General features: G+C 38.2%; 19 protein-coding genes. 7 read left to right on the top strand and 12 right to left on the bottom strand.

The genetic code is table 11. The features are described 5' to 3' along the window. Positions 1-25 precede the first annotated feature (25 nt). The 5 genes from acpP to AOLE_RS15580 all read right to left on the bottom strand — a co-directional run bounded on the left by acpP (position 26) and on the right by AOLE_RS15580 (position 3,036). Positions 26-262 carry an acyl carrier protein gene (gene acpP, locus AOLE_RS15560; RefSeq protein WP_004641570.1) on the bottom strand — a complete coding sequence of 79 codons (237 nt, stop codon included), beginning with the start codon at positions 260-262 and terminating at the stop codon, positions 26-28. Between the two features lie 84 nt (positions 263-346). Further along, positions 347-1,081 carry a 3-oxoacyl-ACP reductase FabG gene (gene fabG, locus AOLE_RS15565; protein WP_013198802.1) on the bottom strand — a complete coding sequence of 245 codons (735 nt, stop codon included), beginning with the start codon at positions 1,079-1,081 and terminating at the stop codon, positions 347-349. Next, positions 1,078-2,064, bottom strand: coding sequence for an ACP S-malonyltransferase (gene fabD, locus AOLE_RS15570; RefSeq protein WP_005303062.1), 987 nt, complete (start codon positions 2,062-2,064; stop codon positions 1,078-1,080). The genes fabG and fabD overlap by 4 nt, the downstream gene beginning before the upstream one ends. Before the next feature lie 151 nt (positions 2,065-2,215). Further along, positions 2,216-2,401, bottom strand: a complete 186-nt coding sequence (gene rpmF, locus AOLE_RS15575; RefSeq protein WP_000290730.1) for a 50S ribosomal protein L32 — start codon at positions 2,399-2,401, stop codon at positions 2,216-2,218. Positions 2,402-2,475: 74 nt separating this feature from the next. Further along, positions 2,476-3,036: a YceD family protein gene (locus tag AOLE_RS15580; RefSeq protein ID WP_013198803.1), complete on the bottom strand. Its 561-nt coding sequence runs from the start codon at positions 3,034-3,036 to the stop codon at positions 2,476-2,478. Between the two features lie 96 nt (positions 3,037-3,132). Here AOLE_RS15580 and AOLE_RS15585 point away from each other — a divergent pair, with 96 nt between their 5' ends. The 5 genes from AOLE_RS15585 to rluB all read left to right on the top strand — a co-directional run bounded on the left by AOLE_RS15585 (position 3,133) and on the right by rluB (position 7,073). Further along, positions 3,133-3,795: an elongation factor P hydroxylase gene (locus tag AOLE_RS15585; RefSeq protein ID WP_013198804.1), complete on the top strand. Its 663-nt coding sequence runs from the start codon at positions 3,133-3,135 to the stop codon at positions 3,793-3,795. 89 nt (positions 3,796-3,884) lie between these two features. Beyond that, complete coding sequence (locus AOLE_RS15590; RefSeq protein ID WP_004794219.1) at positions 3,885-4,502, top strand: L-threonylcarbamoyladenylate synthase; 618 nt, start codon at positions 3,885-3,887, stop codon at positions 4,500-4,502. A gap of 224 nt (positions 4,503-4,726) precedes the next feature. Then, positions 4,727-5,518, top strand: a complete 792-nt coding sequence (locus AOLE_RS15595; protein WP_013198805.1) for a segregation and condensation protein A — start codon at positions 4,727-4,729, stop codon at positions 5,516-5,518. Next, entirely contained in the window at positions 5,515-6,108 is a 594-nt protein-coding gene (scpB, locus tag AOLE_RS15600; protein ID WP_004794223.1) for an SMC-Scp complex subunit ScpB, read from the top strand. Before AOLE_RS15595 ends, scpB begins: the two co-directional genes overlap by 4 nt. A gap of 41 nt (positions 6,109-6,149) precedes the next feature. Next, positions 6,150-7,073 carry a 23S rRNA pseudouridine(2605) synthase RluB gene (gene rluB / locus AOLE_RS15605; protein WP_004794225.1) on the top strand — a complete coding sequence of 308 codons (924 nt, stop codon included), beginning with the start codon at positions 6,150-6,152 and terminating at the stop codon, positions 7,071-7,073. A gap of 60 nt (positions 7,074-7,133) precedes the next feature. Here rluB and bioD read toward each other — a convergent pair whose 3' ends face one another. From bioD to AOLE_RS15630, 5 genes are all read right to left on the bottom strand, one after another. Beyond that, positions 7,134-7,778 carry a dethiobiotin synthase gene (gene bioD / locus AOLE_RS15610; RefSeq protein WP_013198806.1) on the bottom strand — a complete coding sequence of 215 codons (645 nt, stop codon included), beginning with the start codon at positions 7,776-7,778 and terminating at the stop codon, positions 7,134-7,136. Then, positions 7,779-8,528: a malonyl-ACP O-methyltransferase BioC gene (gene bioC, locus AOLE_RS15615; RefSeq protein WP_013198807.1), complete on the bottom strand. Its 750-nt coding sequence runs from the start codon at positions 8,526-8,528 to the stop codon at positions 7,779-7,781. Beyond that, on the bottom strand, positions 8,525-9,682 hold the full coding sequence (locus AOLE_RS15620; RefSeq protein ID WP_013198808.1) for an 8-amino-7-oxononanoate synthase: 1,158 nt from the start codon (positions 9,680-9,682) through the stop codon (positions 8,525-8,527). Before AOLE_RS15620 ends, bioC begins: the two co-directional genes overlap by 4 nt. A 1-nt stretch (position 9,683) precedes the next feature. Next, positions 9,684-10,964 carry an adenosylmethionine--8-amino-7-oxononanoate transaminase gene (bioA, locus tag AOLE_RS15625; protein WP_013198809.1) on the bottom strand — a complete coding sequence of 427 codons (1,281 nt, stop codon included), beginning with the start codon at positions 10,962-10,964 and terminating at the stop codon, positions 9,684-9,686. 93 nt (positions 10,965-11,057) lie between these two features. Further along, positions 11,058-11,789, bottom strand: a complete 732-nt coding sequence (locus tag AOLE_RS15630) for an alpha/beta fold hydrolase (protein WP_013198810.1) — start codon at positions 11,787-11,789, stop codon at positions 11,058-11,060. Between the two features lie 354 nt (positions 11,790-12,143). Here AOLE_RS15630 and otsB point away from each other — a divergent pair, with 354 nt between their 5' ends. Together otsB and AOLE_RS15640 are read left to right on the top strand one after the other, a co-directional pair. After that, positions 12,144-12,995 carry a trehalose-phosphatase gene (otsB, locus tag AOLE_RS15635; RefSeq protein ID WP_013198811.1) on the top strand — a complete coding sequence of 284 codons (852 nt, stop codon included), beginning with the start codon at positions 12,144-12,146 and terminating at the stop codon, positions 12,993-12,995. Continuing rightward, positions 12,983-14,416, top strand: a complete 1,434-nt coding sequence (locus AOLE_RS15640; protein ID WP_013198812.1) for an alpha,alpha-trehalose-phosphate synthase (UDP-forming) — start codon at positions 12,983-12,985, stop codon at positions 14,414-14,416. The genes otsB and AOLE_RS15640 overlap by 13 nt, the downstream gene beginning before the upstream one ends. Positions 14,417-14,483: 67 nt before the next feature. Here the strand turns inward: AOLE_RS15640 and AOLE_RS15645 are convergent, their stop codons facing one another. Together AOLE_RS15645 and ftn are read right to left on the bottom strand one after the other, a co-directional pair. Continuing rightward, positions 14,484-15,677 (bottom strand): MFS transporter, encoded by a 1,194-nt coding sequence (locus AOLE_RS15645; protein WP_081399367.1) that lies wholly within the window; start codon positions 15,675-15,677, stop codon positions 14,484-14,486. Between the two features lie 290 nt (positions 15,678-15,967). Further along, complete coding sequence (gene ftn, locus AOLE_RS15650; RefSeq protein ID WP_001214863.1) at positions 15,968-16,432, bottom strand: heteropolymeric bacterioferritin subunit Ftn; 465 nt, start codon at positions 16,430-16,432, stop codon at positions 15,968-15,970. Positions 16,433-16,601 lie beyond the last annotated feature (169 nt).

The raw sequence follows: 16,601 nt of genomic DNA on the forward strand, positions 1-16,601 counted from the left end.
CTTCTTTTATTCAGCAATATGCGAATTAACCAAGTTTTTTAGTTACATAGTCAATTGCAGATTGAACTGTAGTGATTTCGTTAGAATCTTCATCAGGGATAGTGATGTCGAAGTCATTTTCGAAAGACATTACAAGCTCAACTAAATCTAAAGAGTCAGCACCTAAGTCATCCATAAAAGATGCTTCGTTTTTAATCTCTTCAGCTTTAAGACCAAGTTGTTCTGCAACCGCTTGTTTAACGCGTAGTTCGATATCGCTCACAGGAATTCTCCTCATTGCTTGTGGCGTTTGATTTGCCACTAGTTTAATTGAATATAAAAATTTTTAAAAGTTTATACATCAGCCTTAGGCCATGTATAAACCACCATTTACATGTAATACCGTACCGGTAATGTAACCTGCTTTATCACTTGCAAGGAAACTCACCGCATTTGCGATATCTTGTGGCTCACCTAAGCGATTTAAAGCCACTTGATCACTCATTTTTTTGCGAATGTCTTCACTAAGTGCATCTGTCATTTCTGTTGCAATGAAACCTGGTGCCACACTATTCACAGTGATTTGACGGCTACCCATTTCTTTTGCAAGACTGCGGCTAAACGCTTCAATACCTGCTTTTGCAGCAGAGTAGTTCGCTTGACCTGGGTTTGCAAAGTGAGCAACAACAGAACTAATATTAATAATGCGGCCAAAGCGCGCTTTCGTCATACCTTTAAGCACACGTTTAGATAAACGATATACGGCTTTAAGGTGAATGTTGAGAATGTCATCCCAATCATCTTCTGACATGCGTAGCAATAAATTGTCTTTCGTGATACCTGCATTATTAACCAAAATAAGCACAGGGCCATAGTTTTGTTCAATATGAGAAACGACTGCTTCAATCTCATCGAGATTACGCACATCGAGAGCTAAACCTGCCCCATGCTCACCAAAGCTTTCACTTAACTTTTGTGCGCCAGACTCAGATGTCGCAGTACCTACAACAAAATAACCGTCTTGAATAAGTTGCTGGGCAATTGCAGCGCCAATGCCCCGACTCGCGCCCGTTACTAATGCAACTTTGCGTTCTTGTGTCATGCAATTTTTCCTTCTGCCACTAAAACAGCATTTAGGGCATCTTCCATTTTACTCTTACTATCGATAGCAAAAGCTTTTTCTATATTTGGTAAACGCTTCGCGAGATTACTCAATACTGTACCAGGGCCACACTCAACAACGTAGTGAATACCTTGGTCTTGTAAGAATTGCATCGTGTCTGTCCATTGTACAGATTGGTACAATTGAGCAGTCAACGCCTGACGCAATTGAGCAACATCGGTAGCTATTCCCGCGTTGACATTTTGTATTACAGGTATGGTAGGCAGCTCAATGGCAGTTTGTTCCAAAGCTTCTGCAAATTTTTCAGCAGCAGGCTTCATCAATGAACAATGCGAAGGAACTGACACAGGTAAAGCAATTGCCTTAGCAGACTGCTCTTTTGCCAAAGCCATTACTTGTTGTACAGATGCTGTACTTCCGGCAATTACGACTTGGCCTTGTGAATTATAGTTTGCAGCTTCTACTGAGCCTTGACCTTCTGCATTCACAATTTGGCAAAGTTCAACCACTTTTTCATCAGCCAAACCAAGGATTGCAGCCATAGCACCTTCCCCTTGAGGAACAGCGCTTTGCATGAGTTTGCCACGCAAATTCACAAGTTTCACTGCATCTGCCAAGCTCATAGATCCTGCAGCAACCAAAGCGCTGTATTCACCTAGAGAATGTCCTGCAAGGTACTTAGGTGCCAGACCACCTAAATCAAGCCATACACGCCATAAAGCGATACTGGCAGTTAATAACACAGGTTGGGTATTTTCTGTTTGGTTGAGACCTTCACCACTTTGCGCAATATGCCACAGATCAAATCCAAGTGCATCTGATGCTTCCGCAAAGGTTTGCCCAACCCCACTAAACTGTTCTGCTAGTTCAGCAAGCATACCGACTTTTTGTGAACCTTGACCTGGAAACACAAACGCAGTTTTTGTGGCTAAAGCTACTTGTTCAAGACGTTTAGCAGACATAAGAAATCCTTTTTTGGGTTTTCACTCATTTCTGGAGCGGAAATTTAACATGTTATTTATATTTTTATAATTGCGAAAAACAACAAAAAAAGGGAGCTTTCGCTCCCATTTTTTCTATACTTAAGCATCACGCTTAATGCATATCATGCAATTATTCAGCATCAGCTGCTTTAGCGAATAATTGACGACCACGGTAGAAACCGTCTTTAGTCACGTGGTGACGACGATGAGTTTCACCAGTTGCTTGGTCTACTGTTAATGCATTCTCGGTTAAAGCGTCATGTGAACGGCGCATGTCACGGCGAGAGCGACTTTTACGGTTTTGCTGAACGGCCATGATGGCTCCTTACAAAGATCGAAAAAATGGATCAGAACAAATTCAGTTGTCTTATCTCACAATTATATCACAAATTATGAGTTAAGTTTACCCTTCAAACCTGCCAAAACATCAAACGGGTTATCCCGTTTTTCTTCAACAACATTTTGAATGGTAGGTTGATGTTTATTTTCACAAGCATCATGCTTGGGAGATAAAGGCACCAACAATAACAGTTCATCTTCTAGTAATGCGAGCAAGTTAATCGAGGCTGGCGTATCATAATCACCTTTCGTCGAAGACTCACTTTCACCTAAAACGATGAAATCAGCATCCTCATCCAAGCGCTCTATCAGTGACTCATCATCCATTAATGCAATATGAAAGTCTAAGACAAGAGGAATTTCAACAGGTTCCAAACAACGTTGGCACTCCATTGGAACTATCGTGTCCATATGACCATCCATCCACACAATGCGATGATAGGCATCCATTGATAGCTTACAGTCTATGTTGATCAATTGGTTATCAATTGATCCAACAGCTTCACGAGCGATACGAGCAAAGCGAGACAAGGGCAGTTGACCTGACCATGTAAAGCCTTGTTCAGCCCATTTAAACGGCTCAATCTGTGCCGGAAAGGTATTTGCTGACATAATTAAGGCGGCAATTCTACAAATTCATCGGTACTCTGTCAAAGATTAAGATACAATTTTGCACTTCTTTAGACAGAACTCGGGGTAAATTAAGCAATGCACCTGTTGCAGCCGCAACCTGAAGTTAACACTTCATTACTCGTTTGCACCCATTCAACTCATCAGAACACTCTTGTACCTGACATAGTGCAACTCTCACCATGGTCAAGCTCAAAATCGGAGTCTGAGCAAGTCGATTGGCTTATTTTACACTTTAATCACTGGTTTTCCCACCATAATGTGACATTAGTTCGTGGAGATTTTGAACCAGAATATTTCCCTGCAACAAATATAGAACCTGCCAAGATTCAATTTGCCCATGGTTTCTTTAATAGTGCCTTGCATGAAATTAGTCATTGGTCTATTGCAGGCGAAAAACGCCGCCTATTACCTGATCTAGGATATTGGTACGCTCCCGATGGCCGTACGCAAGAACAGCAAAGTCTATTTGAACAAGTCGAAGTTAAGCCTCAGGCAATTGAATGGTTGTTTGCACAGTCTTTTGGTAGAAAATTTAGAGTCTCGCTTGATAATCTGACAGGTGATGGTGGAGATGGCAAAATATTTAAAGATAATGTCTATGCTCAAGTACAACGTTACTTTTCAGGTGAAGCCAAGTTGCCACGTGATGCAGCAGCATTTATTGGTTTTATTTGCCAATGTACACGTTCAGGCCTAGCATTACAATTAAATGAATTTAAACGTGAACTCCTTGATTAATTGACAAAAAAACCACGTTAATTACTTGCATAGGTTGTTTAAAAAGCCTAATAATTATTTTAACACTGGCGTGATGGAGTCTCTAAAATATGATGCATTTACATGTACATCCTGAAAATCCACAGCAACGCCTTATTAGCCAAGCGGTTGAACGCATTCGTGCCGGAGATGTTGTGGTTTATCCTACCGATGCAGCCTACGCAATTGGGTGCCAAATCGGTAATAAAAATGCCATGGAACGTATTGCGCAGATTCGCGGTTTAGGACCTAAACATCAATATGCCATTATGTGCTGTGACTTATCAGATATTGCAACGTATGCAAAAGTTGATAATGCAACATATCGTTTATTGAAAGCGAATACCCCTGCTATAACGACATTCATTTTACCTGCAACAAGTGAAGTTCCTCGTAGGTTAATGCATCCTAAAAAGAAAACCATTGGCTTACGTATTCCAAGTAATCCAATTTGTCAGGCTTTATTACAAGAGCTTGGTGAGCCCCTACTTACGAGTACATTAATTTTACCGGGTCAAGAAGACCCTCTAGATGATCCTTACGATATTGAAAATCAGCTAGATAAACGAATCGATGTATTTATTGATGGTGGTTTCGGTACTTTAACAAGCACAAGTATTGTCGACTTATCGGGTGAACATCCTGAAATTATCCGTCGTGGTATTGGCGATGTAAGTGCTTTTGAATAAGCACTTACAATTTTTACCAATAGTTTTAAAAAAAGTATTATCACTCAAAAAAATACTCTTTATTTATTTTGGATTTTTTTTACACTTTAGTCGTTAAGTAATTTATTAAAATGCACAATTCATTTAGAATGATTTTCACTATCTGCTGTTCTTCTGTTTACAGCTCTCTTTGACTTGAATAACAAGTCTCATGCTTTTGAAAATTCGCGTGGCTTATAATCGTAATGAATCAATCACTTCATCAATCCATGGAAGACGCTCCACACATCCGTGTTTTAGATGAGTGGCATGACAAGATTCCTGAAGATCTCTATATCCCTCCTGCTGCATTTGAGATTTTGCTCGAACAGTTTGAAGGTCCCCTAGATTTTTTAATTTATCTGATTCAAAAAAACGGTTTTGATTTAATTCACGTCGATATTGCGCCTATAGCAAGTCAATATTTAACTTATATGGATAGTATGAAATCCTTAAATATTGAGCTAACCGCTGATTATATGGTGATGGCCGCTTTATTGGCAGATTTAAAGTCTCGCCTACTTTTACCAAAGCCAACAATCATCAGTATTGAAAAAGACCCTAAACAAGAACTTATTGACCGACTTGAAACCTATCTACGTATCAAGCAAGCGGCTGAACGTTTGGGTCAAATGCCAATTCTTGAGCGTGATACATTCAGTGCAAATGTGAGCTTAGGTCATATTGCTCCTGTTTATGAAGGCTATGATATTTCAGCATTGCATGACGCATTGTTCTGTGTGTTTAACCGACCAGAACCTATTACGCATGTTGTGGCTCAAGAGCCTGTCTTACTAGAAGAACGCATTGCATATATTGAAGAGAAATTAGAGTCTGGTGACGTGTTAAGTTTTAAAGAATTACTCAATCCTCTGCAAGGTCGCATGGGAATGGTTGTTACATTTATGGCTGTTTTAGAGTTAACCCGACAACAGCGAATTAAAATTATTGCCTCAGGTATTGAAGCTCCGTTAGCAATTCAAGGATCTTCAATATGAGCTTTGAACAAAATAATACGGATTTGTCATTAGCTGACATTCACCACGAAGTCTTATTACAACTTGAAGCTATTATTTTTGCTAGTGAAGCGCCCGTTTCAATTGCCCGTTTAAAAGAAGCATTTAATAATCAATATAATAAACAACAGCTTCGTCAACTTTTACAACAGCTCGCGCTATTACAACATGGCCGATCTATTGAGTTGATTGAAACAGCGCAAGGGTTTCGCTTTCAGGTACGATCTAAATATCGTAGTATTATTGCTCAAATTTGGCCAGAGCGACCAACAAAACTGTCGCCTTCATTACTAGAAACCCTGGCTGTCATTGCTTATCATCAACCGGTTACCCGCGCTGATATTGAACAAATTCGTGGTGTGTCTAATAATAGTCAGATTCTTAGAACACTATTTGACTGGAACTGGATTAAAGAAGCCGGTTTTAGAGATTTACCCGGAAGACCCGCGTTGCTAATTACAACGCCTCAGTTTCTGAATGCTTTTGGTCTAGCATCGCTAGGCCAATTGCCTCCCCTACAGAACGCCAAGGAAGCCTTTATGGCTCTCGATGCAAATGCACCGAAATCATAAAGAGGTGGACTGTTGATCATTATGTCTAAGGTTGTGCTGTCATGAGTGAAAAATTGCAAAAAGTATTAGCGCGAATCGGATTAGGTTCCCGCCGATATATGGAAGAGGTTATTGCCGCAGGACGCGTGAGTGTAAACGGTCGTGTTGCCCAAGTGGGTGAGCGCATTGAACCAGGCGATGAATTACGCATTGATGGCCGTAAAGTTCAGTTTCAAATTGAAGACGAAATTCGTCGCCGTGTATTGATTTACTATAAGCCAGAAGGCGAAATCTGTTCACGTAATGATCCTGAAAAACGCCCGACTGTATTTGATCATTTGCCACAAATTGCGAATGACCGCTGGGTAATGGTAGGTCGTCTAGATATTAACAGTACTGGTTTATTACTATTTACAAATGATGGTGAGCTTGCTAACCGCTTAATGCACCCATCAAATGAAGTTGAACGTGAATATGCTGTTCGAGTTATGGGTGAAGTAACACCTAAAATACGTCAAAACATGGTTAATGGCGTAGAACTTGAAGATGGCCCTGCTAAATTTGAATCTTTCTCAGAAATTGGCGGTGAAGGTATTAACCGTTGGTACCAAGTTGTGGTGAAAGAAGGTCGTAACCGTGAGGTTCGTCGTATTTTTGAATCACAAGAACTTAAAGTAAGCCGCTTATTGCGTACGCGCTACGGTACAGTTATTTTACCACGCGAATTACGTACTGGCCGCTGGATGGAACTCGATAAAACTGATATCGATAATCTAGCAAAATCTGTTGAGTTAAAACCACGTCAAGGTACAGGTTTATTTGGTATGGCAAAACGTCGTACTGACCGTATGACTGAAAAGCCAATGGCTGCTCGTCGTGGCGGTTACTTACGCCAACAACGTCGTGATGAAGAAAAAGAAGCTCCAGCTAACACGGGTAACCAACGTAAATCAACTGGTTTTAACCGTGGTTCTAAGAAGTTCTAAGATTTATTGATATAAAAAAACCGCTCAAATCAGAGCGGTTTTTTTATATCATTTTTTAACTTAATTCATTTTTTCCAGTTCAATCCATTCAGCTTCAAGGAAATGAACTGCTAAATAGTCTTTCAGATAATTTGAAGTATCTTGAGAAATTAATGGATCTTTTGATTCATCTTTTAAATTATAAACCAAAGCTTTTAATTTAAGTCCACGAGACTTAAGTGCTTCAAGACTAAGTAAAGTATGGTTAATACTTCCTAAACGACCTGATGTTACTAAAATAACTGGAAACTGGTGCTGAGCAACATAATCAATGCTAAGCAGACTGGTGGTTAGTGGCACCATTAAGCCGCCCGCACCTTCTAACAATACAATTTCAAAACGCTCTGCCAATGTTTGCGTCGCATTTTCAATTTTTTGAAAATCAATTTCTCGGTTATCTAGGCGTGTTGCAAGATGAGGCGAAGCAGGATAGCTAAAAATTTCAGGCATGGTTAGCTTATCATGATCTTCTTGAAACCAGCCCTGCCCCATAATTTCACGATGCTTTTCGATATCTTCAGAAATATCAGCATTACCCGTCTGAATGAGTTTTTGGGTAATCACTTTTTTACCCTGCTCAGTCCATAATTTTGCTAAAAAGCCTGTAGCGTAGGTTTTACCAATGTCGGTATCAATCCCACTCACAAAATAGATCTGGCCACTCATTTACTTCACTCTCCGGGCAATACAATAAATCGGATGATATGTGAGGGAATATCCCTCAGCGTACTTAAACCGATCATAATCTTGATAAAACTGTTGTAAAGTTTGCTTTGTCCAACGATGCTGAGCAGTTGCCGTTACACCTGTTGCTTTTAAATGCTGCAACACGGCTTTAGGCGAATCAAAATAGAGTTGAGTTTCTGACTCTGACAAATGCAAAATCTCAAAACCAGCCTGAGTTAAGGCACTATTCCAATTTTCAACTGACCAATAACTTAAACCTTGTCCGGTTAGCTCTTTAATTTCTCTTAAATTCTGAGAGCCGAATGTTGAAAAGCATAACCAGCCTTGATCAACTAAAGCCTCATTACAACGCTTAAGCAAAAGAGGCAAATCCTGCATCCATTGCAAAGCAGAACCTGAAATAATCATATCGAGCTGTTGGGGGAAATCTAACGTTTCAATGTCCCCAATCAACCATTTCAAATTTTCTTGATGATTGAAGTGCTGCTGCACATCTGCATACAGATCATTCAAAATTAATTTTTCAATCTGAAAAGATGCAGTAATAAGACGCGTTAAATTGCCAGAACCACAACCGATTTCAAAAACACGTGACATCGTACTTGGGCAAAACTGCTTTAGTAAGCCCGTTAAATTTTGGCAAATTTGTTTTTGAACTATTGCATGCTCTGAATAGCTTTGCCCAGCTTTGGCAAAACGCTGGGCAACCAAGTTTTTATTCAAACTCACAGAAAACTCACCAATTCTTCAAGCTCATGTTGCTGTACCATTGACGTTAAAGAAATACGCAAACGTGCACTATTTTTAGGTACTGTTGGTGGGCGTACAGGCATGGCATAAAAGCCGCTTTCTTGAACGTGTTTTGCCTTATCGATCGCAGCCTGACTTTCTCCAACAATAACTGGAACAATATGACTAGTCGACGGGCTTACATAACCCTTTTGTACAACGGCTTGTTGAAGATATTGGCTAATATTTTTTAAGTGTTCACGCTGAGGTTGAGCAACCAATACTTTTTGGAATATAAAGTTTACCCAAGCTACAATAATAGGGGGTTGAGAGGTAGTAAAAATAAGCGGGCGCATTTTATTAATAAGATAGTCTTTAAGAATTGGATCGCAAATAATGTAACCACCAACTGCTGCTAATGCTTTACCGAAGGTACCAACTAGAAAATCAATTTCTTGAATGACATTATATTGTTCAGCACATCCTAAGCCTTGCTGACCACGAGCACCAATTGAGTGTGCTTCATCGACATATAGCATGGTTTTAGCAAAACGTTTTTTAAGCTGGACTAATGCAGCTAAATCCGTTTCATCACCATCCATACTAAAAATACTTTCTGTGACCACAATGATTCGTTCAATCTTGTCATCATCATGATACTTTTGCAGAAGTTGTTCTAAGTGCTGTAAATCATTATGTCGATAACGCACATACTGCGCACCAGATAAACGGATCCCGTCAATCATGCTGGCATGGACTAATTTATCTGCCAAAATTAAAGTTTTACTATCAGCAACAGCAGGCAAAATACCAATATTCATGTGATAGCCACTATTAAATAGCAGAGCCGACCGACCACCAAATGCTTTACTTAAACTATTTTCCAACTGTTCATATTCATCAAAGTTACCTGTCAATAAACGGGCTGATGAAGAACTAAAATAGCTCCGCTCTAACGGCAAGCTATCTAAAAACTCTTGGCGAAGATTTAGATCAGCCGCCAGTCCAAGATAATCATTTGAAGCTAAGTTGAGCATTGTTTTATTTTGAATTGTAATAAAACAGCCATGTTGCACATTTTGGGTAAATTGTCTGAAATTACCTTGTTGTTTTAACTCATCTAGCTCGTTAGCAAAATGATCAAGCAATGACATCTTAATGTGCTCCCTGTAACGTTTTAACAACGTCAACCAATTGTTCAAGCAAATCGCTTAGCTCTTGTTGAGTGATGACATACGGTGGCATCACATAAACCAGTTTGCCAAAAGGACGAATCCAGATTCCACGGTCTACAAATTGTTGCTGTAAAGTTTTCATGTCGACATTAAAGGTAAGTTCTACGACACCAATTGCACCCAGCACTCGTACATCAGCAACATAATCAAGCTGACTTAAAGGCGTTAAATATTGGCTAAGTTGTTGCTCAATTCGCTTAATATTGGCTTGCCAATCTTGCTCAATTAATAATTGCGTACTTCTCAAGGCAACAGCGCAAGCAAGCGGATTGGCCATAAAAGTTGGACCGTGCATAAATACTCCAGCCTCACCGCGACTAATCGTTTCTGCAACATACTTTGTAGTCAAAGTCGCAGATAAAGTCATATAGCCGCCTGTTAACCCTTTACCTATGCACATAATGTCGGGCTCAACTTGTGCATGTTCCCACGCAAAGAGCTTACCAGTACGACCAAAACCAGTAGCGATTTCATCAAAAATTAATAACAGATGATACTTCTCGCAAAGCGCTTTAGCCTGACGTAAATATTCAGGATGATAAAAACGCATGCCCCCTGCACCTTGAACAATTGGTTCGATAATGAGTGCAGCAAGGTTTTCATGATTTTGCTGAATAGTCTGTTCTAGCTCAGCAATATCTTGAGGATTCCAATCTTCATGAAATTTGGTTTGCGGTGCTGCTACAAAAAGACGGTTAGGTAAGCTTGTGCCAAAAATCTGATGCATACCTGTCACTGGATCACAGACCGACATCGCATTCCATGTATCACCGTGATAACCAGAACGCGGAGTAATAAAATTTGTTTTTTGTGGTTGGCCTTGTGCTGTCCAAAATTGCACAGCCATTTTCAAAGCAACTTCAACGGCAACCGACCCTGAATCTGCATAAAAAATCTTATCGAGACTTGGCGGTGTAATTTTTAAAAGAATTTTACCAAGTTCAATCGCAGGATCATGGGTTAGCCCACCAAACATGATATGTGACATGTTCTGTAATTGATCTGTCACTGCCTGATTGAGTTCAGGATGGTTATAGCCGTGAATTGCACACCACCAAGACGACATACCATCAATTAAAGTTTTACCATCATCTAGTTCAATCGTTGCTCCATAAGCACGTTTCACTTTAAATGTGGGTAAAGGTTGGGTCATTGAAGTATAAGGATGCCAAATATGTTCTAAATCAAAATTATCGGTCATCCTATTTACCCTTTTACAGCGTTCAAATCTTTCATTGAACACATGTTAAACCTGTTAAGAATGAAAGAAAATTGCGATATCAATCAAAGCTTATTAACTTTGCTGATGAATTGTTAAAAATTGGCAGATTTCTTCAATTGTTCTTTCGACCTGTAGGTAGGGAAAAGCATGTGTAGCGTCTTTTATTAGCTTATAACTCATGTTCTTTGTCGCTATATCTTTAAAATTTTCCATAATTTTGCAAGGAATGACATTATCTTGCTCGGCAAACAGATGAAGCTGTGGCCCCAGATAGTTTTTTAAGTTATCTACCAGATTTAACTGTTCAAGCATTTGCAAACCTTCTAATAAAAGTTCATTTGAAGGCGGGCTTGCTATATTTTGTAAGCTTATCCAGTCTTGTTTAGCTTGAGATGAACCAAGTGTAATTAAATAATAAAAGCGCTTTAAAGTAGCTTGCGAGTTCTGTAAAAAAGACGCTTTAAATTGACTAAATACATCAGTAGGCATTGCAGTTTGCCACACTCTATTGGCAACAAAACATGGATTAGAAGCAAGTGTAATTAAAGTTTTAGTTAGACCAGTGCTCTTATAAAAAGAATCAACTAAGTGAGTCGCCAACTGCCCACCTAAAGACCAACCGATTACCACATCAACTTCAGCCACTAAATCAAGCTGTGCTCGAAAGTTACGATCTAAAACATTAAAAATATTAATAAGTTGAGTATCAAAACCTTTTTTTTCCAAATGTAATTTTAGAGTTTGCAAAGGTTCCACACCTACTCCCCAACCTGTAATTAATAAAATTTTATTTTGTAACTTCATATGCCTGTCCAAAGCCGACTTTATCAGGATTATATAATAATATGACTTTAAAATATCTTTTAAAATCAACATAAAAATTGGATTTCAAAAAGTAAAATCAAGGATTTATGAGTATTTAATATTCTGAAATATATTGATAAACAAGACCTGCATTATTCATAGTAAATATACAAAACTTTAATTATCTAAACATTGAAGCCACTCAAAAAACAACATAATCCACACTTCGCCTATAAATCCATTATGCAATGTAATTAATGTTAATACTTATGTTTTTTTATTAAAAGAAATGATTCATCAATTCATTTTAATGTTAGAAGATTAATTATTGAACAAAATATTAGGAAGGCTAATATGAACGGTCAAAGTACAATATCTGATGGGAGAGAAAAAAATACATATTTTGTTACACCAGATGATATTATAAAAACCTTATCTTTAGATAGAAATTATTGCTTATTTTTGGATATTGATGGGACGTTAGCGCCATTCCAAATTAATCCTGAGCAAAGTTTTATTCCAAACACGACATTAGAAACTATAAAAAAAATTATTAAATTAAATATACCCGTTATTGCTGTAACAGGTCGAGATGTAGACACAGCTTGCGAGCTATTACAGCCTATTGAGATTCCTGTTGCTGGCTTGCATGGTTTAAATATTTATTTTGGCTCAGATCATTATATTCGACCAGATTTAAGTTCGATTAATTTTAAAAAATTAAAACAAGATATTATAAAATCTTGTGAGAAATATCCTGAATTATTAATTGAGGATAAAGGATATTCTATTGCTTTACATTACCGTAAAAATCCCAACCTAGAAAATGTTGCTATTAATATTATGCATCAGATTAATCCTGATTATCCGCAATTAAAAATAAATCATGGGAAATTTGTTGTTGAGTTAATACCAAACCAAGCTGACAAAGGTAAAGCCATTCAAACTATATTAAATCATCTTAATTTACCTTCTGTAGTACCGATTTTTATAGGAGATGATTTAACAGATGAATCTGGTTTTATTTTTATTAATCAGCACGCTGGTCTCACGATTAAAGTAGGTTCCGGCGAAACACAAGCCAAATATAGATTAAAAGATATTAATAATGTCGCGAATTTTCTTCTTTTATTTAAAAACAGAATAAAAAGCTTATATGTCAAAAATAGCCAAAATGAGAATGGAGAACAAATATGTCTAAATTAATTGTGTTATCGAACAGAATAAGTATGCCATCAGGTAAAGCTTCAGCAGGTGGCCTTGCCGTGGCTGTGCAAGATGCTTTGAATGATAGTAATGGTATTTGGTTAGGCTGGAATGGTCAGCAAATCACAGATGGCGAAGCACCAGAATTTGAACAGGCTTATTCTGAAGGAATTGATTACATTACCTGTCCTCTTACTCATCAACAATACGCGCAATATTACTGTGGATTTGCAAATAAGGTTCTCTGGCCAGCAATGCATGCTCGAGAAGACCTGATTGAATATGATGCAGAAGAATATAATACCTATCAAAAGGTCAATCGGTTATTTGCTGAAAAATTAAAACAGCTTGCACAGCCTGACGATCTTATTTGGATACATGATTATCACTTTTTTAGTGTGGCGCGTTACTGCCGTGAATTAGGCATGCAAAATAAAATTGGTTTCTTCTTACATATTCCTTTTGCTAGCCTAAATATCTGGCACAAAATTCCAGTAGCTCGAGAATTAATTCAAGACTTGATTCAATATGATGTTATTGGCTTACAAACTCAGATCGATCAAAATGCATGTATGCAGACTTGTCTAAATTTACTCGAAGCTCAGAAAATTCAAAGCAACAGTATTAGCTACAAAAAACGTCAAATATTAATTAAGTCGTACCCAATTGGTGTTCAGCCAGAGATTATACAAAAGCAAGCACAACAAGATTTGGCGACCTCTTCCGTGTTTAATTTTGAAGAAATCCCACGTCAAAAAACGATTATTGGTGTTGATCGTATTGATTACTCAAAAGGTTTACTCGAAAGATTTAATGCATTTGCAACCTTTTTGGAAACCAGCCCCGAATATCATGGTTTAGTTCGACATCTTCAAGTTGCAATACCATCTCGTACCGATATTCCAGCTTATCAACGCTTATACCAACGTTTTAAAACCAAGCTAGAGTTAATTAACGAAGAGTTTGCACATGAAGACTGGAGACCGGTAGATTGCTGCTATGACACGGTTCAACACCATAATCTTATGCACATTTACCGCCATTCAGATATTTGCTGGATCAGCTCACTACGCGATGGTATGAACCTAGTCGCTAAAGAGTATATTGCAGCCCAAGACCCAGAAAATCCTGGGGTACTCATTTTATCTAAATATGCGGGAGCTGCTGAGCAGATGTCTCAAGCCTTGATTGTTGATCCGCAAGATAGAGCGGCAATGATGGATACTTTAAAAATGGCTTTAGAAATGTCTAAAACTGAGCGTATTAATCGTTATCAGCAATTGATAGAGGGATTAACATCTTCTGATCTTACCAATTGGCGAAATAACTTCTTGGATGATTTAGAAAAGACACCAACTCTACTGATGAAGCCTCAGAGATTATTACAAGATAATTATCAATCTATCTATCAAGTTTTATAAATCTAAAAAAGAACATCGAGAAATTTAATTTCTCGATGTTCGCTATTTGGTGATTATTAGTTATAAATTAATTTGTCTTGATTAACGTAAAACGGTTAAGTAAAGCAATAATAAAAAGCAATACAGCTACGCCTGTTAAAACCGTGCTTAAACCAACCCATTCACCAATTAAACCGATTAAAGCTGGTCCACTTAATGAGCCTGTATAGGCAATCGTAGATACTAAAGAAAGTGCTGCTGCTTTCGGCATCTTGTTTTGTCGACCTACGCGAGAAAACATCACTGGCACAATATTAGAACAGCCTAATCCTAATAGCGCATAACCTAGTACAACCACTTGCCATACGGGTGCTGTCACAATAACAGCCATACCAATCGCGGCCCCAATTGCACTATAAGTCACAATATTTTTTTCGCCCCATTGCTTAAGTAAGACATGACCTGCAAAACGACCAGTGGTCATGCTAAGCGCAAAAAAAGTATATGCGAGACCAGCAAAAGCAGGATTAAGTTGATATTTACTTGTTAAATAAATACCACCCCAATCCATCGCAGCACCTTCTGATAAAAAGGCGATAAAACACATCATACCAATAAGCAGAATAATGCCATCGGGACGATAACGTTTTTTCGGTGCTTGAGTTGTATCTTCATGTGGCTTTTCATCCTGTTCAAAAGACGTTAAACAAGAAGGAATAGCAACACCACCAATAACAAGCAAAATCATAACGACTGATAAAGTACTCATTAAGGGTGAAAGTCCTACTGCCAATAGTGCTGTCACAAGCATAGCGCCCGTTAAGCCACCAAGACTACACATTCCATGGAAACTAGACATGAGCGCTCGCAAGCTATGTTTTTCAACAACTACTGCTTGTAAATTAATAGCCACTCCAAGACATCCTGCTGCCGATCCAAAGACAAACAATGCTACAGCCATGGTCACAATGCTGCTCCACATCGTAAGGCTAGGCAATAAGACCATTAACAGCATCAATGCTAAAGCAATTAACGGACGACACCCCCAGCGCTTGACTAAAGCACCTGTCGCAGGCATAGCGATCATTGAGCCAATCCCCATACAAAGCAAAAGTAAACCAAAATCAGCATGATTTAGGTTTAGGCGCTGCTGTGCAAAAGGAATGAGAGGTGCCCAAGCTGCGGTCGCAAAACCTAAGCTAAAAAAGCTTAGTCGTGTTGCAAGACGCTGTGTGCTTAAGAGAGTAGCTGTGTCTAAAACAGCAGGTTTGGTAAATAACATATTCCGCGAACTCACCATAAAATCATTGGCGATCCATACCAACCGATTTTCCATAGAAAAACCCTTGCCTCATTAAATTTCTAGGCAAGGGTTTTATTGGCGAAATTATAAACAATTTCATAAAAAAAACAGGGGGTGCGATACAATTTTTCTGACTTTTTTGTAACTGCCAAAGCCTTATATAGTAAGGCTTTGAATATGTTCAATTTGACAAAATTAACATCCAAGTTAAGACTTCATTTCATTAAAATAAGCCCATAAAAAAACCCAGCTTAAGCTGGGTCATTTTATTAAATTTGAGATTGAATATAGTTTTGTAAGCCAATCAACTCAATTAAACGTAATTGCTTTTCTAACCAATATGTATGGTCTTCTTCAGTATCTGATAATTGTTGACGCAACATATCACGGCTAATGTAATCGCCCTTCTCTTCACAGAGTTTGATACCAGTCGCTAACTTTTCACGAACATGATATTCAAGCGCCAAATCAGCTTTTAAACAAGATACAACATCTGTACCAACATTGATATCTTCACGATGCATGTTTGGTTTAGCACCTAAGAACAATACACGGCGAATGATCGCATCAGCATGAGAAGCTTCTTCTTGCATCTCATGATCAATACGTTCATAAATTTTATTTAGGCCCCAATCCTCATACATACGAGAATGGATTAGATATTGATCACGGGCAGCCAATTCTCCGCCAATGAGCATATTTAAATAGTCTATGACTTCTGGATTGCCACGCATAATAAATCTCCTATCGTATGAAGACTATTATGGGCAATCTTAAAAATGATTGCAAAATAAAAAATAGTTAAGTTTATGATTTTTATCAAATTAAAATGAGAAACATACGCATTTGCAGTTTAAGTTATTTAAATTTCCTGTGCAAAAAGAAACGCTTGTCTGATTTATA

The organism is Acinetobacter oleivorans DR1, from assembly GCF_000196795.1.
Classification (GTDB): domain Bacteria; phylum Pseudomonadota; class Gammaproteobacteria; order Pseudomonadales; family Moraxellaceae; genus Acinetobacter; species Acinetobacter oleivorans.